13 protein-coding genes and 1 pseudogene are annotated in these 18,632 nt (G+C 69.2%); 7 read left to right on the top strand and 7 right to left on the bottom strand.

Going from position 1 to position 18,632, the window contains the following annotated elements:
* The first annotated feature begins 129 nt into the window (after nt 1-129).
* The 6 genes and pseudogenes from OG534_RS32465 to OG534_RS32485 all read left to right on the top strand — a co-directional run bounded on the left by OG534_RS32465 (nt 130) and on the right by OG534_RS32485 (nt 7,114).
* Nucleotides 130-1,191, top strand: coding sequence for an iron ABC transporter substrate-binding protein (locus OG534_RS32465; RefSeq protein ID WP_326592809.1), 1,062 nt, complete (start codon nt 130-132; stop codon nt 1,189-1,191).
* 2 nt (nt 1,192-1,193) lie between these two features.
* Complete coding sequence (locus tag OG534_RS32470) at nt 1,194-2,759, top strand: ABC transporter permease (RefSeq protein ID WP_326592811.1); 1,566 nt, start codon at nt 1,194-1,196, stop codon at nt 2,757-2,759.
* Between the two features lies 1 nt (nt 2,760).
* Nucleotides 2,761-3,834 (top strand): ABC transporter ATP-binding protein, encoded by a 1,074-nt coding sequence (locus tag OG534_RS32475; RefSeq protein ID WP_326592814.1) that lies wholly within the window; start codon nt 2,761-2,763, stop codon nt 3,832-3,834.
* Between the two features lie 403 nt (nt 3,835-4,237).
* Nucleotides 4,238-4,684 (top strand): OsmC family protein, encoded by a 447-nt coding sequence (locus tag OG534_RS32480; protein WP_326592815.1) that lies wholly within the window; start codon nt 4,238-4,240, stop codon nt 4,682-4,684.
* 293 nt (nt 4,685-4,977) lie between these two features.
* A pseudogene (locus OG534_RS38765) lies at nt 4,978-5,108 on the top strand (IS630 family transposase); the annotation flags it as partial.
* Between the two features lie 923 nt (nt 5,109-6,031).
* On the top strand, nt 6,032-7,114 hold the full coding sequence (locus OG534_RS32485; RefSeq protein ID WP_326592817.1) for a magnesium and cobalt transport protein CorA: 1,083 nt from the start codon (nt 6,032-6,034) through the stop codon (nt 7,112-7,114).
* Between the two features lie 144 nt (nt 7,115-7,258).
* Here OG534_RS32485 and OG534_RS32490 read toward each other — a convergent pair whose 3' ends face one another.
* The 7 genes from OG534_RS32490 to OG534_RS32520 all read right to left on the bottom strand — a co-directional run bounded on the left by OG534_RS32490 (nt 7,259) and on the right by OG534_RS32520 (nt 15,740).
* Nucleotides 7,259-8,407: a magnesium and cobalt transport protein CorA gene (locus tag OG534_RS32490; RefSeq protein WP_326592819.1), complete on the bottom strand. Its 1,149-nt coding sequence runs from the start codon at nt 8,405-8,407 to the stop codon at nt 7,259-7,261.
* A 399-nt stretch (nt 8,408-8,806) separates the two neighbouring features.
* Entirely contained in the window at nt 8,807-8,896 is a 90-nt protein-coding gene (kdpF, locus tag OG534_RS32495) for a K(+)-transporting ATPase subunit F (protein WP_326592821.1), read from the bottom strand.
* Nucleotides 8,897-9,296: 400 nt separating this feature from the next.
* Nucleotides 9,297-10,487, bottom strand: a complete 1,191-nt coding sequence (locus OG534_RS32500) for a nitric oxide synthase oxygenase (RefSeq protein ID WP_442807178.1) — start codon at nt 10,485-10,487, stop codon at nt 9,297-9,299.
* 41 nt (nt 10,488-10,528) lie between these two features.
* Nucleotides 10,529-11,743: a 4-nitrotryptophan synthase gene (txtE, locus tag OG534_RS32505; RefSeq protein WP_326593977.1), complete on the bottom strand. Its 1,215-nt coding sequence runs from the start codon at nt 11,741-11,743 to the stop codon at nt 10,529-10,531.
* A 2-nt stretch (nt 11,744-11,745) separates the two neighbouring features.
* Nucleotides 11,746-12,285, bottom strand: a complete 540-nt coding sequence (locus OG534_RS32510) for a quercetin 2,3-dioxygenase (protein ID WP_326592823.1) — start codon at nt 12,283-12,285, stop codon at nt 11,746-11,748.
* A gap of 13 nt (nt 12,286-12,298) precedes the next feature.
* Complete coding sequence (locus tag OG534_RS32515) at nt 12,299-13,825, bottom strand: cytochrome P450 (protein WP_326592825.1); 1,527 nt, start codon at nt 13,823-13,825, stop codon at nt 12,299-12,301.
* Nucleotides 13,826-14,174: 349 nt separating this feature from the next.
* The gene (locus tag OG534_RS32520) at nt 14,175-15,740 is read right to left on the bottom strand and encodes a Na+/H+ antiporter (RefSeq protein ID WP_326592827.1); all 1,566 of its coding nucleotides are present in this window, start codon (nt 15,738-15,740) and stop codon (nt 14,175-14,177) included.
* Between the two features lie 248 nt (nt 15,741-15,988).
* Here OG534_RS32520 and OG534_RS32525 point away from each other — a divergent pair, with 248 nt between their 5' ends.
* Nucleotides 15,989-18,484, top strand: a complete 2,496-nt coding sequence (locus tag OG534_RS32525) for a sensor histidine kinase (RefSeq protein WP_326592829.1) — start codon at nt 15,989-15,991, stop codon at nt 18,482-18,484.
* Nucleotides 18,485-18,632: the final 148 nt, after the last annotated feature.

Here is an 18,632-nt window from a genome sequence, read left to right on the forward strand (position 1 = left end):
CCCGCCCTGCGTGGATTCACGCGCTCGCCGCGCGCATCCGATCCTCCTCTGCAGTTAAGGTTAGGCTGTCCTAATATAGGTGATATGTCCAATCTGTAGCCGGTCGGTCGGCAGCGGAGGAGTGGGATCGTGCGTACCCCCGGAATGCGGCGCGTGCTTGCCGCGACCTTCGGAGGCCTGCTGGCCCTGGGAGTCACGGCGTGCGGATCGGCGGAGGGCGACCAGGCGGAAGCCGGCCCCGCTGCGGGCGGCGACAAGAAGATCACCGTGTACAGCGGCCGGAGCGAATCGCTGGTCAAACCGGTGCTGGAGGAATTCCGGAAGGCCACCGGTATCACCGTCGAGGTGCGGTACGGCGATACCGCCCAGATGGCGGCCCAGCTGCTGGAGGAGGGGGCGCGGAGCCCGGCGGACGTCTTCCTTGCCCAGGATGCCGGGGCGCTGGGGGCCGTCACGGCCAAGGGGCTGTTCGCCCCGCTGCCGGCCGAGGTACTGGAGAAGGTGCCGACGGCTTACCGGGCGAAGGGCGGAGAGTGGGTCGGGGTCACCGGGCGCTCGCGCGTACTGGTCTACAACACCGACCAGGTGCCCGCGGCCGGCCTGCCGACGTCGGTCTTCGAACTGACCGAGCCCCGGTGGATGGGCAAGGTCGGCGTCGCGCCGACCAACGGCTCGTTCCAGGCGTTCATCACCGCGATGCGCGTGGAGCACGGCAAGGAGAAGACCGAGCGGTTCCTCGCGGGGCTGAAGGCCAACAACGCGCAGATCAGGGAGGGCAACGCGCCCATCGTCGCCGACGTCGACTCCGGCAGGCTCGCCGCCGGGCTGGTCAACCACTACTACGTCCACGAGCTGGCCAAGGAGAAGGGCACCACCGTCGCCGCCCTGAAGGCGAAGAACCACTTCTTCCCGAACGGAGACATCGGTTCCCTCGTCAACGTCTCCGGTGTGGGCGTGCTCGACAGGTCCGCGGGGGATCCGGACGGGCGGGCCTTCGTCGACTACCTGCTGGGCCGCGAGGCGCAGACCTACTTCGCCGAGGAGACATACGAGTACCCGCTGGCGGCCGGCGTCGACAGCGCGCCCGGCCTGCCCAAGCTGTCCTCGCTGAACGCGCCGGACATCGACCTGGGCGACCTGGCCGATCTGGAGACCACGGTCAAAATGATCAAGGAATCGGGGCTGGTCTGAGCATGTCGTCGCCGGCCCTCGTCCGACGCCGGGTGCGGCGGCTGGTGCCGCGTCCGACGCTGGCGGCCGCCGCGACGCTGGCGGTGGGGGTCGCGCTCATCCCGCTGGCGTACCTGGGCGTGCGGGTCGGCCAGGCCGGCTGGGGCCGGATCACCGACGAGCTGTTCACGGCCCGCACCGCGGCACTGGCCGTGCGGAGCGTGGCGCTGGCGGCGGTCGTCACCGTGGCGTGCACCGTAATCGGCGTGGCCGCGGCCTTCCTGGTCACACGTACCGACATACCGGCGCGGCGGCTGTTCGGGGTGCTCGCCGCGCTGCCACTCGCTGTCCCCAGCTACGTGGCCGCCTTCGCCTGGGTGTCCACCGTGGAGGACTTCGAGGGGTTCTGGGCCGCGGCACTCGTCCTCACCCTGGTCTCGTACCCGTACGTCTACCTGCCCGTCGCGGCCGCGCTGACCGGCGTCGACCCGGCGCAGGAGGAAGTGTCGCGGTCGCTCGGGCGCGGCCCGTGGCGCACGGCCGCCGGCGTGACACTGCGCCAGGTACGCCCAGCGGTGGGCGCGGGCGCGCTACTCGTCGCGCTTTACGTCCTCTCCGACTTCGGCGCCGTCTCCATCGTCCGCGTCGACGTCTTCACCCGGGCCATCTTCACCGCGATCAACCTCGGCTTCGACCGCACCGGCGCGCTCGTGCTCGCCACCGTCCTCGTCACCCTCACTGTGCTCCTGCTGCTGGCCGAGCAGCTCACCCGGCGGCGCGGCGCCCGCTACGCCCGGCTCGGCGGCGGCGCGCCCCGCCCGCCGGCCCGGCTCCGCCTGGGCCCCCTGCGGTGGCCGGCCGCGCTCGGCCTCACCGGTGTGATCGCGGCGGCCCTCGGCGTGCCCGCCGCCAGCCTGCTCCACTGGTCCCTCGAGGGCGTCTCGCGGCCCGGATCCCTCGCCGAACTCGCCACCGCGGCGCGCAACTCACTGGGGGTGGCCCTGCTCGGCACCGGCCTGACCATGGTGCTCGCATTGCCGGTGGGACTGCTCGCCGCCCGCGTACCGGGCCCGCTCCCCGTCGGCCTGGACCGCCTGGCGTATCTCTCGCACGCCCTGCCCGGCCTGGTCATCGGCCTCGCCCTGGTGTTCTTCGGCATCAACGTGGCCTACCCGCTCTACCAGACCGTCTGGCTGCTCGCCCTGGCGTACGCGGCGCTCTTCCTGCCCCTCGCGGTCGCGGCGGTAGGCGCCGCCGCGGCGCAGGCGCCACCCGCCCTGGAGGAGGTCGCCCGCTCACTCGGCCGCAGGCGGGCCCACGTACTGCGCACGGTGACCGTCCCCCTGGCCGCACCCGGCCTCGGCGCCGGGGCCGCCCTGGTCTTCCTCACCTGCATGAAGGAGCTGCCCGCCACCCTGCTGCTGCGCCCCACCGGAATGGACACCCTCGCCACCGGCCTGTGGACGCACACCTCGGTCGCCGCCTACGCCGCCGCCGCGCCCTACGCCGCCCTGCTGGTGCTCATTGCCGCCGTGCCCACCTGGTGGCTGTCGGCGCGCACCGGAGTCCTCATCCGGGGAGGCGGCTGACATGGCGGAACTGCGCATCAGCGAGGTCCGCAAGGCCTACGGCGGCATCCAGGCGCTGGCCGGTGTGAACCTCACCGTCCGCTCCGGCTCACTGATGGCCGTACTCGGCCCCTCCGGCTCGGGCAAGACCACGCTGCTGCGCTGCATCGCAGGCTTCGAGACGCCGGATGCGGGCGAGATCCGCGTCGACGGCCGCCGAGTCGCCACCGCCGACACCTCGGTGCCGCCCGAGCGGCGGCGGATCGCGGTGGTCCCCCAGGAGGGCGCGCTCTTCCCGCACCTGTCCGTCCTCGGCAACGTTTCCTACGGACTGGACCGGGCCGCCCGCCGGGCCGGCCGGGCCGCCGCCGTACTGGACCTCGTGGGCCTGTCCGGATTCCAGGACCGCATGCCGCACCACCTCTCCGGCGGCCAGCAGCAGCGCGTCGCGGTCGCCCGCGCCCTCGCGCCCAGGCCACCGGTCGTACTCCTCGACGAGCCCTTCAACGCACTCGACGCCGCCCTGCGAGCCGAACTGCGCCAGGACGTCTGGCAGGCCCTGCGCGCCGACGGCGCCACCGCCGTCCTGGTCACGCACGACCAGGCCGAAGCCCTGTCCATGGCCGACGAGGTCGCCGTCATGCGCGAAGGCCGGATCATCCAGAGCGGACCGCCCGAACTCCTCTACCACGCACCGGCAAGCCCATGGGTGGCCTCCTTCGTCGGCGACGCGGTCTGGCTGCCCGCCGTACTGGACGGCGACCGGGCCCGCACCCCGCTCGGCGCCCTCCCGGTCACGCTCGCCGACGGCGCCCTGCCGCCCGGCCCGCTGTGCGTGCTCCTGCGACCCGAGCAGATCACCCTCGCCCCGCCCGGAACCCCGGACGCGGTCGCCGCCACCGTCGTACGGCGCGACTTCTACGGCCACGACGCGGTGCTCGCCCTGCGCCTGGCCGACGGTACCCCCGTGGCCGCCCGGATCTTCGACCCGACCGCAGACCCGCCCACGGTCGGCGACCAGGTCACCGTCCGCGTCCAGGGCACCGCACGCCCCTACCCGCTCGGCGGACACCCTGATACCCCTCGGGACGACTGAGCCGAATCCGAGCGCTGGCCCGCCGAGGTGGGGGGCCTGCGCGGGCAACCTGACCCTCCGGAGGACGTCTCGGACTGTGGTGCGTGCATCCGCGTGCCGGGCTCCGCGCCGTCGGCCCGTAGGAGGACGACCGGCTGCCGGGAGGTCCCGACGCCCAGACGGCCGCCCCGAGGCTTTCCTTGGGATTCGTCCAGACCCGGGCAGTCGTGGCGTGTCTCCTTGGCGTGTCGCACGCGTCCAGCTGGGCGTGGTCTCCAGCGTCCCGTTCCAGCCGACACGGCGTGAGGGGCCCGGCAGGGCCCGACAGGGCCCGACAGGGCCCGATGGGGACCCGAAGGGCCCATGCCCGGAGGCCGGCCGTGGGTCCACAGTGGCGGCAGTCAGCCGAAAGCGAGGTCCGGTCATGACGGACACGGCACGGGAGAAGAGCGCCACGCAGGGGCCGGAGGAAGCGCACCGGCTCGATGTCGTCCACGTCGAAGGCGACGCGTACGCCGTCGCCGTCCGCGGCCACCGAATCCTGGTCGACCAGCCCGTGGACGCGGGCGGGAAGGACACCGCACCCACGCCAACCGAGCTGTTCGCCGCCTCGCTGGCCACGTGCGTCGCCTTCTACGCGGGACGCTACCTGCTCCGCCACGGCCTGCCGCGCGAGGGACTGCGGGTGCGCACGGAGTTCACGATGGCCGCCGACCGTCCCGCCCGGGTGGCCACCGTACGCATCGTGATCGTGCCGCCCCCGGAACTGCCCGAACGGCGCCGCGCCGGTCTCCTCGCCGTCGCCTCGGGCTGTACCGTCCACAACACGCTCCACCGGCCGCCGGAGGTCGGCATCGAACTGGAGCCGTAGCCGGCGTCCGGCTCGATGCGTCGGCGGGCTCGGCCGGCGCCGGGTCAGGAGACGGCAGCGCCGAACGGTCCCCGACCGGGACTGTTCGTCCCGTGTCCGGCGCCAGGGTCTCGCGGCATGGTGGGACCATCAGTGCGGGCGGCCGGAGGAGACGTACGTACGGGTCTCAGGCCGCATCTGCGTCAGGAGGACGACCCGTGAACCGACGTACGGAGCCGGAGCCTGGCGGAGCATCGGCCGGGAGCCGTGCTGGCCCTGGCCACCACCGGGTTCGCGCTCTGCTTCTGGGCATGGTCGGCAACCTCGCTGCCGCCAACCTTGACCAGCTGGCGAAGCCGTGAAACGGAGCCGCAAGCAGATCCAGTACCGACCACACCTGGTCGGCGGATGCCTGGCGGGAACCGGCCTGAGCATGGAGAGCTGACCCCGACGAGGCCGACATCACGCATTCAAGGTCAGTGCGGGCAGCGAAGACGGCCTGTGTCTGCTGGTATGTGCGGTGGAACGGCGATCGCGCTGGCCCGCGCATGGCCCGGATCTTCTCTATGACGTGGGATACCGGAGGAAAGTGAACTCTGGAATCACCCGACTTCTGTGGCGTCCCGGGACCAGGGAACGGTGCCTGACCTGCCTATTGCGCAGGTCAGGCACCGTGCTCAAAGTTTAGAAGAAGCCGATCTTCTTGGGGGAATAACTTACTAATAAGTTCTTCGAGTGCTGGTGGTACACGCACCATGCCGCTCCTGACCAGGCAAAATAGAGGGATCCGTCGTCGATCGTGCGGTGCTGGCCCGTAGCTGGCCCGGATCTTGCTCCGCCCAGGGGCGCAACCAACGGTTCGCTGCGGCCTCGAGTGGAAGCCGGAGGGGGAAAGCCGGAGGGGGAACCGTGCGTCATTGTCACCCCCCATGTAGGACCCACGACCGTCACTGGGCGGCACTGGGCGTCAGCTTCGACGGAGCTCCCATGCATCGGATGCCTCGACTTGTCCCGATGGCGCACCACATGGAGTGCGTGGCGATCCTGGAGCCGTTGGCGAAGGGTGCCTGACCTGCAGGTTTGTCGGTGCGCATTATGTGCGTTGTGGGCGTTACAGGTGATATCTTGACGCTCGCTCGACGCTTGCCCGACTGGATTTCTGACGGATCGTCATTAGTGGAAAGTCGCCTCTCGTGGCAGATTGCAGCCCTGGTGCGGAGGGTGGCTTTGTCCACTGTTCGAGGCCGGACTCCGCCCACGCTTGATACCTTGTCGGGCTTTCCCTGCCGAACACGTTCCGTGACGGTCGGAAGGTCTTCCGCGTGGCGTCAGACTGGCCGGTGGTCCGCCGAAGGAGTCGTAGTGTCGATGTTCAGCAACATCCGTCAGGCGGTGCGCCGCAGTTACCGGCGTGCCGTGGACCTCAGCCACCCGGCGCGGTCGCCGCTGGGCAGTGCGGTCGTGAACTGCGTGGTCTACGTCGACGGCGTACGGCAGCACGGTGACTGCGAGGCGGACGAGGCCCTGCGGCGGGTACGCAAGTCGGGGGACGGATTCGTCTGGATCGGTTTGCACGAGCCGGACCAGGAGGAGTTCGCCGGCCTCGCCGAGCTGTTCGGCCTTCACCCGCTCGCGATCGAGGACGCGGTCCACGCGCATCAGCGGCCCAAGGTGGAGCGGTACGATGACACGCTGTTCGCGGTCTTCAAGACCGTGCGCTACGTCGAGCACGGGGAGCTGACGGCCACCAGTGAGGTGGTGGACACCGGCGAGCTGATGGCCTTCGTCGGCGCGGATTTCGTGATCACGATCCGGCACGGTGGGCACGGCTCTCTGGGCCCGCTGCGGGAGGTTCTCGAAGCCACGCCGGAGCAGCTGGTCAAGGGGCCGGCCGCGGTCCTGCACGCCATAGCGGATCATGTGGTCGACGACTACCTGGCCGTCACGGACGCGGTGCAGAGCGATATCGACGCCGTGGAGACCGCCGTCTTCAGCGATCACAGCGGCCGGGGCGACGCGGGCCGGATCTACCAGCTCAAGCGGGAGCTGCTGGAACTGAAGCGGGCCGCGGCGCCGCTGGACCGGCCGCTGCAGCAGCTCGCCACCCAGCCCATGCCCGTCATCGAGCCGGACATCCGTGCCTACTTCCGTGACGTGGCCGATCACCTGACCCGGGCCACGGAACAGATCGCCTCCTACGACGCGCTGCTCGACTCCATCCTGCAGGCCCACCTCGCGCAGGTGACCGTCGCCCAGAACGAGGACATGCGCAAGATCACGGCCTGGGCCGCGATCATCGCCGTGCCGACGATGGTGTGCGGGGTCTACGGCATGAACTTCGACCACATGCCCGAACTGCGCTGGACCTACGGCTATCCCCTGGTCCTCGGCGTCATCACCGTCGCCTGTTTCGTCATCCACCGGGGCTTCCGCCGCAACGGCTGGCTCTGACCCGCTCTCGCCGGGCGACCGGGAGGGCGAGACCCTATCCGCTGAGGTAGATCCAGATCACGATGAACGCGATCCAGGACGCGATCGCGGCGACGAACAGCTTCGGAAGGTGCTTGCGCACAGCTGATCTCCCTCCTTACGGGTTCAGAGCCAGTCCCTGCGCTTGAAGACCACGTACAGGCTGAGGCACACCACACCCATGAGGGCCAGGGCGAAGGGGTAGCCGACGGCCCACTTGAGCTCGGGCATGGTCTCGAAGTTCATGCCGTAGATCGTGCCGACCAGAGTCGGTGCGAAGAGGATCGCCGCCCAGGACGAGATCTTCTTGATCTCCTCGTTCTGGGCGTGGCTGGCGTGGGCCAGCTGCTTCATCTCTTCGTTCTGCTGCTGGGTGACGAGCGTGGCGTTCACGGCCAGGATGTCCTGTAGAGCGAGGCGGAAGCCGTCGACGCGCTCGGTGACGTGGGTGGCGTGGTCGGCGACGTCGCGCAGGTAGCGGCGCAGTTCCTCGTCGATGCCGTACTTCTCGAATCCGGCCGTCAGCCCTTCCAGGATCCTGATCAGCGGTCTGGTGGCGCGCTGGAATTCCACCATTTCCCGGGAGAGTTCGTAGATGCGGCGGGAGACCTTCGGGTCGCCGCGGAAGACCTCGGTCTCGATCTCGTCGACGTCGTTCTCCACGCCGACCACCACCGGCGCATAGTCGTCGACGACCGCGTCGAGGATCGCGTACAGCACGGCCTCGGGACCCTGCTTGAGGAGATCCGGGCTGTCCTCCATGCGACGCCGGACAGCGGCCAGGTTCGGGGCGGCGCCGTGGCGGACAGTGATCACGAAATCGGGTCCGACGAAGATGTGCAGCTCGCCGAAGTCGACCTCTTCGGCGTCGTCCAGGTAGCGGGCGGCGCGCAGGACGACGAACAGGGTGTCGCCGTAGCGTTCCAGCTTGGGCCGCTGGTGGGCTTCCAGGGCGTCCTCGACCGCGAGGGGGTGCAGGTCGAATTCCTCGGCGACGGACAGCAGCTCGGCCTCGGTCGGCCGGTGCAGGCCGATCCAGGCCATCCCGCCGTCCTCCTCGCGAAGCTTGCCGAAGGTCTCGGCGAGCGAGTCATGGGTACTGGTGCGGACTCCGTCGCGGTAGATCGCGGCAGTGATCACGCTGGACTCGCGGACCGCCTGCGGCTCGGCCGCGGCGGCCGGTCCGCGCTGCTCGGCGGCAGGGCGGGGCTGGGAGGGGCGCTTGGCGGGCTTCTTGAACGCGCGCAGGGCACGCAGGTGACGACGCTCGGACACGACGGAGTCCTTCGGCAGGCAGGGAGGAGAAGGCGTTGGGGATGCACGAGGGCACGCCGCTGACACCGCCTTCCGATCCGCCTAGGGGCAGGTCGTGGCAGCGTCCCGCGGCGTGCGACTAGGAGGTTCACCACACATCGTGGGTCTCACCTGCCTTTCGGTACGCGCGGGACATAGGCCGTCGAGCAGGGTATACCCGCCGGATGAACCCTTTGGACCAGTGATCGCGGCACGCCATCGCCCATGCCCGGAATTCCCCGATTGAGGAGGTGCTCAGGTGGCGGCCCCAGCGCCGTCGCCGCGCCCGGCCAGCCCGGCGAAGGGAGGTGCGGTTCTTGGGGCTGGCAGGCAGTGCGCCCCAGGCCCGGCCGCAAGGCCACCGCGTCTGGGACCGACTGCTCAGAACTTTTCCGGGAAGAGGAATGCCAGGACGAGATATCCGACCAGGCTCACTGCGATGACGATGCCTACGACAGTCTCGGTACTCACCCGTACTCGCCCTTACCCCTCATGAGGACTTCAACCTCACCAGCGAACGGCATCTTAGGCGTGCGCGATAGGGCCCTGACGCAGTCCTGACGCCTCCTGGGCGGGGCGCTGACGCGGAACTGACGTCGAGGCGGTGTGGCCTTCCCGCGTGGTGCCGGCTCAGGGCACCGTCGTTCTGGCGACGTCGTCCGCCACTCGTCGCCCTGGGGCATCACGTGATCAAACCGGATGCTCAGCCAGAACGACGGAGCCCTGGTGCTGGGTGATGCGCGTGGTCGTGGTCTTCCGTTGCCGAGGGATCTCCGTGCCTTCGGTGCACTATCTCGCTGGCCTCGCCATTGCGCTGAAATCCAGTGCTCCCCGGATCCGAGGTGGTCGACCTCTGAGTCAACGGCCTGGGTCAATGTCGAACGGGGCACCCGTCCTGGCCTGACGCATCGTCAGGCTCGCGGTCGTCGGGGTAGAAGTTGGGGCGCTGGTCGGCGTCGTCGTAGTAGCGGTGGAAGACGGGGGTGATGCCGCCTGACACCGGGGGGACGATCCAGCTCCAGTCCACGGGGACGGAGCGGCCGTGGCGTTGTTCTTTGCCCAGGTGGGTGAGGAAGTTGCGGGATTCGGTGTGGTGGTCGCTGATCCGGGCGCCCGCGGTATGGAAGGAGTGCAGGACGGCGACGTTGAGTTCGACCAGTGCGCGGTCGCGCCACAGCGTGCTCTCCCTGCTGGTGTCCAGGCCGAGGCAGGCGGCGACGGTGGGCAGCAGGTTGTAGCGGTCCTCGTCGACGAGGTTGCGGGCGCCGATCTCGGTGCCCATGTACCAGCCGTTGAACGGGGCGAGCGGGTAGTCGATGCCGCCGACCCGCAGGCGCATGTTGGAGATGGCCGGTACGGCGTGCCAGCGCAGGCCCAGATCGTCGATTCGCCGACAGTCCGGGTGGGTGATGGGGACCTCCAGGATCAGATCCCGCGGCAGGTCGAAGAGCTGGGGCTTGTCATCAGCGGTGTCTATCACCAGGGGCAGTACGTCGAAAGGGCCACTGGGACCCTGCCAGCCGAGCCTGCGCACCAGCTCGGTGAAGCCCACGTACGCCGCGTCGCCCAGTACCGTGCCGTCGTCGCGGCGGAGGCCGGCGTAGCGGATGAGCTGGTCGTTCCACACCCGGGGGGCACGTCGGCCGGGTGTGTCGGGGGCGAAGACGCTGATCACGGGGCGGATGCGGCCGAGGTTGGTCGCCTGGCGCAGGTGTTCGCACAGGTGCTGGTGGATCTCTTCCGGATGGGTGGCGTCGCGGCGGTCCAGGACACGCAGGCTGTTCCAGTACAGGCGGCCGATGCAGCGCCTGGAGTTGCGCCACGCGACGCGGGCACCGAAGGCGAGTTCGCCCGGGGTGTGGCGGTAGGTGCCCGCGTCGTCGATGGCGGCCCGCACCTGGTGGAGGCGCCGGTCGAGCGGGACGGACTGGCGGGGATGCTCGGCATGGAACTGGCGCAGGAACTCCTCGGCCTCGTCCCGGTCCGTGACAGCGATGCCGTCAGGTCCCGAGGCGGTGGCAGGGTGGGCGGACGTGAGGGTGGGAAGGGCGTTGGAGTTCACGGTTTCCTCGCATGAGGCGGGGGGCGCCGGGGTGGCTCCCGTCAGCTGAGCCTGAGAGGCAGCGACTGCAGGGACCGGAATTCGAGGTTCGGGTTCCAGGTGGGCTCGCCGGCCAGCCGGATGCCGGGGAAGCGTGCGAGTAGTGCGACGAAGAACCATTTGAGCTGCAGGTTGGCGATCTGCCTGCCGAGGCAGGAATGGAGCCCGAGGCCGAAGGACAGATGCTTGGCGCTGTTGGACCGGTCGAGATCGAACGCGCCGGGCCGCTCGAACACGCCGGGGTCCCGGTTTGCCGCGCCCAGGAAGAGGGCGACACTCTGCCCCGCCCCGATGCGTACGCCGGCCACCTCGACGTCCGTCTTCGCGACGCGCCAGGTGAATTGGTTGGACGCGTTGTAGCGGACGACCTCGTTCGCCGTGTTGTCGACGCATGCGGAGTCAGCCAGGAAGCGGGCGATCTGATCCGGGTTGTGGGCGAAGGAGAGCATGCCGCTGCTGAGGGAGCCTGGTGTTGTGGGGGCGAACAATGCGATGAAGAGCAGCACGAGTTGGTGCACCGTCTGCTCCGGCGTGGTCTCGGTCAGGTGGTCCTGGGCGGCCGCGAGGCGTGCGATGACCGTGTCCGGGACGACTTTGCCGCGCTTGCCCTCGACGAGCTCCGACGCGTAGGTGTGCAGGTCCGTGAGGAGTTCGAGGAGACGGTCGAGCTGCACCGGTTGGTCCTGGGGCCCGGACCAGTACGTCATGAGGGTGTCCACGCACGGTATGACGAAGTCCAGGTCCTCCTCCGGCACACCGAAGGCTCGTACGGCCGAGCGCACGGGGAGCTCGGCGGCCAGAGCGGAGACCGCGTCGATCTCCTTGGTGCGGACGGGGACCGAGGCGACCAGGTCGGTCGCGACGCGCTCGATGACCTGGCTGTAGTGCTCGTGGGCGGCGCGGGTGAAGCCCGCCTGCGTGGACCTGCGGAGCGCGTCGTGACGCGGCGGGTCGGTGTACATCATGACGTTCTTGGTGAACCGGTGGTAGATGCTTTCGGGCGGCAGCGGCTGGCCCGGGAACTTCACGTCCAGCACCTCTTCCATCCGTTCGGCCTTGAGCCTGGGGTCCTTCAGCGCGGCGGCGCAGTCGGCGTACTTCATGACCGCCCAGGCGTTCAGGCCTTCGGACCAGTGGACCGGTTCGCGCTGAGCGAGGTCGGTGTAGACGGGATAGGGGTCGGGCACGATGGACGGGTCCGAGAGCGGTGAGGGCATGGTCACGGGGTCTCCTTCTGGTGTCCGAAGTCGGGGATCGCGGTCGGGATGCCGGGAGGTCCGAGCACCTCGATTCCGTACTCGGCGGCGATGGCGGGCAGCCGCTCAAGGTCCAGCGGGGCGATCTCTTCCGACGGAATCTCCAGGGCGCGCGCGGGCCTCCCGAGGGAACGCGTGAACCCGTCGAATCCTCCGGGCTCCGTGACATGGAGGAACCTGGCCTCGTCAGAGGTCACGAGGAACGTGTGGGGCACATGGCGGGGGCCGTAGACGAAAGCCCCGGTCTTTGCCTGAATGACCTGGCCCGCCACCCAGAAGGCCATCTCCCCATCGAGTACGTACCACCACTCGTCATCGTTGTGGTGCACGTGCAGTGGCGAGCCTGAACCGCGCCGGCCGAGGTGTTCGATGACGGACGCCGCCCCGTTCATTTCCGCCGACGAACCCTTGACCGTCGCAAGGAAATCAAGAAACCAAAGCGCCTCTCCCTCACCCTCGGCGCGATGCAGAGCGATCGGTGCGGACCTGCCAGTCTCTGTCATATATCGGATCCTTTCAGCGCTCGACCAGCCTGACCGGCACGGCCGATGGCACTACGGAGATCGTCGAGTGGAACGACACCTCGATGCTCTCGTCCGGAACGACGTAGAAGTTCTTCAGGATCTCGGTCAGCATGACGGCGCACTGCTGCTCGGCGAGCCGGTTTCCTATGCAGTGCCGAGGGCCGGCGCCGAAGGGAAGGAAATCGTTGATGGTGTCGTGCTCTGTACTGTCTGCCGAGAATCGGTCCGGGTTGAAGCGGTCCGCCTCGCTGAAAATGCTCGGATTCTTTCCGATGGCGTTCTTCATCCACATGACGACCGTGCCCGGCGGGATGTTCCCGCCTCTTTCCTCCAGGGTCAGGTCGTTCGTGAATTTCGCGCTGAACGGGACCGGCGGGAAGAGCCGCAGCGTCTCGTAGACGATGTTTCGGACGTAAGGCTCCGGGATGGTGTCGCCGTCCTCCGGAGGGGCCGCCTCGATCGCCTTGCGCGCCTTTTCCTGCACGTGCGGATCCAGGGACAGCATGACCAGCGCCTGCGACAGGACGTAGGACATCGGATCGGCGCCGCCGAGCACCAGGGACATCATCTCTTCGACGCGGTCCTCGGATGACCAGGGCGACTGCGTCAGCCGGTCGAGCAGGTCGTCCGGCCGTTGGTGTGCCGGACAGGAGGGGGGAACGCGTTGCTCGCGGCGGCTCATCACCGCGCCGAGGACGACGGCGACCTGGCGATACGCGGACCTGACCCGGCGCCGCCGCCTCGGGAAGATCCACCTGACGAAGAACGGGTGGAACGCCCGGAAGCTCACCTCTTCCTCGATGGCGCCGAGCGCGCGGTGGTACTCGTGCAGATCCGCCTGCACATGCCAGTCGTCACCGAAGAGGAAGGCGCTGAGGCAGTTCACGCTCCAGTCGCGCAGGTCGGACTGCAGGCCGTCGTACGTCTCGTCCACGTGCTTCCACTTGTCCACGTACACGCTGGACACGTCCTTCAGGACGTAAGCCCGTTCCGCGACGCGGCGATTCGTCAGGGACGGTGACATCACCTGCCGGCGGGAACGGTGCAGCTCGCCTCCCTCCACACCCATGAGGCTGCGGGCCAGCACAGTGCGGTCGGCCCGACGGTGCGAGTCCAGGTCCTTCTTGTAGAGGTTGGGGGACACGTACGACAGCGACACGAAGGGGGAGCTTCCCCACGCCAAATGGAGTCGAACGATGGGCCCGTACTCGGCGTGCAGGGCCTGGAGCGTTTCGTGCCGGCCGCCGTGCCCGCCGGCCAACAGGTCGACCGTGTTCCCGAGAAAGAACGAAGGCTTCGGCCCCGGCAGGTGATGCAATGAGCGGAATTCCGCCAGGCGCCTTCGTGCGATGAAGAGCAGGAGTCCGATGAGAGCCGCCGCGATGATCAGCCCGGTCCAGCTCGGGCGGCTGAGGCCGAACCATAACGCGAGCATTGCCGCCATGAGAGGGGCGACGACGCCTGCCGTGTAAATGGCTCGATAGAGAGAAAGTAAAGGGCGTGTACTGCGCATGCTCATGGTGATCCCTTCCGCGGCTTGTGCGAGCCTTCCCCTGCCGACTCATTCGGTTCGAGCGGGGTTCGAGTAAAGGGACTCTCGATGCGCCATCAGGCTATGGATCCGCTTCCTGGCGCTGCAATAGGGCCGGATCGGATGGCCGGTTCCCGTTGAGGACACCGAATCGGCGGAACACGCGGCAGAACGGAGACCTTCCAGGCAGCGCTCCTGCAGGCCTTGTCTCGCCGTGCAGCGGCAAGAGCCCCGGATGGGTGAGATGGCCGATTCCCCGTCTCTCCGCTGGAGGGGCTCCCGCGCGGTTTTCCGGAATATTGATGCGATGTTGACGCGGTTATTCGTGGAGGGTCTTTCACAGGTCGGAGAGCCGTGCCTCTTCCAGGTCGAGCGTGCGCTGGAGCTGTCGGCGGGTGGTGTCGCTGATGTGGTGGTCGTCGTAGAGGCGCCGGAGTTCAGCGGCCTCGACATTGATCAGGTCGCGGCGCAGGTGTCGGTAGACCTGGTCGGCGGACTCGTACGGCCCCTCGTCGTCGCCGAGCCTGTCGTGGGCGTGGTCGCGGCGGGCTTGCAGGGCACGACGGAGTCGATCGAGTACCGCCTCGGGTGCGGCCTCGAGCCCGGACAGTTCGTCCAGCCGGCGCAGACCCGCTTCGGCCAGACTCAGTCGCGCGCCGACCTCCTCGCGTTCGGTGTGATCCGGTTCGAGGCCGATCCCCGAGCGGCGGACGACCGCGGCGAGGGTGAAGCCCTGGACGACGAGGGTGACGACCACGACGGACGAGGTCAGGACCAGCACCAAAGGGCGCTGAGCCAGCGGAGATCCGTCCGCAGCGGCGATGGGGATGGACAAGGCTGCGGCGAGAGGCATGACACCCCGGGTTCCCGCCCACGACAGGACGGCGGGGATCCGCCAGTTGGTTTTGGCCTTCCCGTTCTTCCCCTGGAGGAGGGCGGAGAGCGGAAAGATCCACAGGACCCGTACCGTGATGACGGTGCCGGCCAGGGCCAGTGCGTACACCGGCCAGAGCCGGTTCTCGTCGCCCAGCTCGCGGATCAGGCCCGGCAGGGAGAGCCCGATCAGGCTGAAGACCACGCTTTCGAGGAGGAAGACCACCGTGCCGTAGACGGCGTGCAGTTGGAGGCGGATGCGTGCGCTGGTCAGGCGATCGCCGCTGCCGCCCACGAGGACGCCGGCCACGACCACGGAGGTGACGCCGGACGTGTGGGCGGTCTCGGCCAGGACGTAGGCGGCGTACGGGGTGACGAGCGCGACCACCGTTTCCAGGACCGGGTCCTCGATGCGGCGCCGGATCAGCATCACGACGCCGGCGATCGCGGCCCCGATCAGGGTGCCGCCTCCGGCAAGCAGGGCGAACTCACTGCCGGCGCTGCCCCAGGAGACCGCGGAGGAGGCGATCGCAACGCTCACCGCGACCCGGAAGAGGACGAGGGAGGTGGCGTCGTTGAACAGGCTCTCGGCCTGGACCATGACCTGGACCCTGGGCGGCAGCGCGAGCCGCCGGCCGAGCGCGGTGACCGCCACCGGGTCGGTACTCGCGAGCACAGCCCCGAGGACCAGCGCCATCTGCCAGGACAGGGGAGTCAGCGCGGAGGCCACGAATCCCACCACCGCGGCCGAGGCCAGTACGAGACCCACGGCGAGCACGGACACCGGCTTCCACACCGCACGCAGCTCGCGCCACGACAGCTCCTCGGCGCTGGCGTACAGCAGGGGCGGCAGGACGACGAGGCCGATGATCTCCGGGGTGATGTGTATCTCGGGGGCCCCGGGCAGCAGGGCGACGAAGAGGCCCGCGACGACGAGCAAGGAGGGAGCCGGTATGCGCCAGCGGCGCGCACCAGTCGCGACGAGGGTGGCGAGGACGACGAGAAACAAGACCGTACCAACGCTGCGCATGCCGCCCCTTGGACCCCTGGAATCGAGATCGGGGCCACGTGACCCGTCACGCCGACCAGACTTCCCGGCACACCGCCTTCACCATATCCGCATGGACTGTGTCAGGACAGCGTCAATGTGCTCGCGCTCAACCGCGATCCGGCGGAATTTCGCCCGATGATGTGCGTGAGCAGGACTTGTGTGCCTCTGCCACTCAGGGGAGCCCCTTCGTGGACCGGGGCGTTCTTCGGCGTGAGGAGGCACGTGACGTGGCGGAGGCGGTTGTCCGGCCCGGAAGACTGAAAGTCTTTGTCGGGGCGGCCCCCGGCGTGGGCAAAACGTACCGGATGCTGGATGAAGGGCGGCGGCGGGCGGACCGGGGTACGGACGTGGTCGTGGCTTTCGTCGAGTGTCACGGACGCCGCCTGACCGAGGAGAAGCTGGCCGGCTTGGAGGTCCTGCCACGCGTGGAACGTACGTACCGGGGAGGCTTGTACGCCGAGATGGACCTGGCGGCCGTCCTGGAACGGCGGCCCGAGGTGGCGCTCGTCGACGAACTGGCCCACTCCGTCGTTCCCGGTGGGAGCCATGCCAAGCGCTGGCAGGAAGTGGAGGCGCTCCTCGCGGCGGGGATCGACGTGGTGACGGCCGTCAACATTCAGCATCTGGAGTCCCTGGGCGACGTCGTCGAGAAGATCACCCGGGTCCGGCAGCACGAGACCGTTCCGGACGAAGTGGTGCGCCGGGCTCATGAGATCGAGCTCGTCGACCTGGCGCCCGAGGCGCTGCGACGGCGCATGGCGCACGGGAACATCTACGCCCCGGAGAAGGTCGACGCGGCCCTGTCCCACTACTTCCGGGTCGGAAACCTCACCGCGCTGCGGGAGCTGGCGCTGCTGTGGGTGGCCGGGCGCGTGGACGAGGCACTGCAGAAGTACCGCGTCGAGCACGGCATAGGGGGAGTGTGGGAGACCCGGGAACGGGTGGTGGTCGCCATCACCGGCGGACCCGAGGGAGAAACGATCATCCGGCGGGCGGCCAGGATCGCCGCCCGCTCGGCGGGCGGTGACCTCCTCGCCGTGCACATAGCGCGCAGTGACGGCCTGGCCGCGGGAGCGTCCGCTTCAGCGCTGGTCCGCCAGCGCGCGCTGGTCGAAAGCCTCGGCGGCACCTACCACTCCCTGGTCGGCGACGATGTGCCCACGGCGCTCACCGAGTTCGCCCGCGCGGAGAACGCCACCCAGCTGGTGATCGGTACGAGCCGACGCGGTCGCGTAGAGCGCTTCCTCACCGGGCGGGGTACGGGTGAGACGATCGTCGCACTGTCCGAGGACATCGACGTTCACATGGTCACGCACGAACGGGCGGGACACGGAAGACTGCTGCCCTCGCGACGGCGGACTCTGCCGAACTCCCGCCTGATCGCCGGACCGGTACTGGGTCTCGTGCTCCCGCTCACCCTTCTACTCGATCAGACCCGGGGCAGCCTCAACCTCACCAGTGAGGCGCTGCTGTTCCTGGTGACGGTGGTCGGGGTGGCCTGCGTGGGCGGAGTGGTGTCGGCCCTCGTCGCGTCCGTGACGGCCTCGCTCCTGCTGAACTACTGGTTCATCCCGCCGGTCGGCGAGTTCACGATCGCCGAGCCCAACAACATCCTCGCGCTGGTGGTGTTCGCGGTGGTGGCGGGGACCGTCGCCGCGACGATCGACCGGTCGCTGCGGCTGTCGCGCAGGGCCGCCCGGGCGACGGCCGAGGCGGAGACGCTCTCCTCGCTCGCCGGCTCCATCGTGCGGGGGGACCAGGCCGTTCCCGCGCTCCTCGAACGGACCAGGGAGACCTTCGCCATGGACTCCGTCGAGCTCACCGCCGAATCGGCCACGGAGAACACCTCGTCCGTGTGTGTCCCGGTGGGCCAGGGCGGGTATCTCGTCCTGCGGGGGCGTCCGCTGTCCGCCTCCGACCGGCGTGTCCTGGCAGCCTTCGCCGCGCACGTCACGGTCGCGGTCGAACGGGCCCGGCTGGCCGAGGCGGCCGCCGAGGTCGAACCCGTCAAGGCAGCCGACCGGATGCGTACAGCCCTCCTCGCGGCGGTCAGCCACGATCTACGCACCCCCCTCGCGGCCGGCTGGGCCGCCATCGCATCGCTGCGCGCCCGTGACGTGGCGTGGAGCGAGGAGGACCGGGGTGAACTCCTCGCCACCGCCGACGAGTCGATGGCCCGGCTCAACCGCCTCGTCGAGAACCTCCTCGACATGAGCCGCCTGCAGGCCGGGGCCTTGAAGCTGGACCTACGAGCCACGGACCTGATGGAAGTGCTGCCCGCCGCACTGGACGGGATGCCCGCCGATGCGCCCGTCATCGACATCCGGAGCGTGGAAGAGGCCCCTGCGGTGTTGGCCGACCCACCTCTGCTCGAGCGCGTGGTCGCCAACCTGCTCAGCAACGCCGCCCGGCACACCCCACCTGGACAGCGCGTTCTGTTGACGGCCAGCGCGCTCGACGACCGTGTGGAGTTCCGGGTCGTCGACCGTGGGCCCGGAATCCCCGAGGCGGACCGCGAGAACGCGTTCGTGCCGTTCCAGCGCCTCGGCGACACCGACAACACCACGGGCGTCGGGCTCGGGCTCGCCCTCTCCCGGGGACTCACCGAGGCGATGGGCGGCACGCTGACGCCCGAGGACACCCCGGGAGGCGGCCTGACCATGACCCTGTCGCTGCCCGGCGTTCCTCCGCCCCTCGCAGGGCGTGCTGTGGGGCCTGGCTGATGGGCGCCGACCACAGCCGTGGCGATGGTCTCCCGTCGTCATGGACATCGTCCGGCCGGCCCGCCATTCCCTCCCGGCATCGCTTACATACGCAACATTGACGGCGAACTCGCGTGCGAGTGCAACCGTGGCGCAGCCGATCCATTCT

Origin of the sequence: Streptomyces sp. NBC_01294 (assembly GCF_035917235.1) — a bacterium.
GTDB lineage: Bacteria > Actinomycetota > Actinomycetes > Streptomycetales > Streptomycetaceae > Streptomyces > Streptomyces caledonius.

What these genes read in the sequence shown, in the direction of transcription:
- OG534_RS32485 (WP_326592817.1), top strand. Translation starts at nt 6,032, where the DNA reads ATGTTCAGCAACATCCGTCAGGCGGTGCGCCGCAGTTACCGGCGTGCC.
- OG534_RS32510 (WP_326592823.1), bottom strand. Translation starts at nt 12,285, where the DNA reads ATGACAGAGACTGGCAGGTCCGCACCGATCGCTCTGCATCGCGCCGAG.
- OG534_RS32470 (WP_326592811.1), top strand. Translation starts at nt 1,194, where the DNA reads ATGTCGTCGCCGGCCCTCGTCCGACGCCGGGTGCGGCGGCTGGTGCCG.
- OG534_RS32520 (WP_326592827.1), bottom strand. Translation starts at nt 15,740, where the DNA reads ATGCGCAGCGTTGGTACGGTCTTGTTTCTCGTCGTCCTCGCCACCCTC.
- OG534_RS32515 (WP_326592825.1), bottom strand. Translation starts at nt 13,825, where the DNA reads ATGAGCATGCGCAGTACACGCCCTTTACTTTCTCTCTATCGAGCCATT.
- OG534_RS32475 (WP_326592814.1), top strand. Translation starts at nt 2,761, where the DNA reads ATGGCGGAACTGCGCATCAGCGAGGTCCGCAAGGCCTACGGCGGCATC.
- txtE (WP_326593977.1), bottom strand. Translation starts at nt 11,743, where the DNA reads ATGCCCTCACCGCTCTCGGACCCGTCCATCGTGCCCGACCCCTATCCC.
- OG534_RS32480 (WP_326592815.1), top strand. Translation starts at nt 4,238, where the DNA reads ATGACGGACACGGCACGGGAGAAGAGCGCCACGCAGGGGCCGGAGGAA.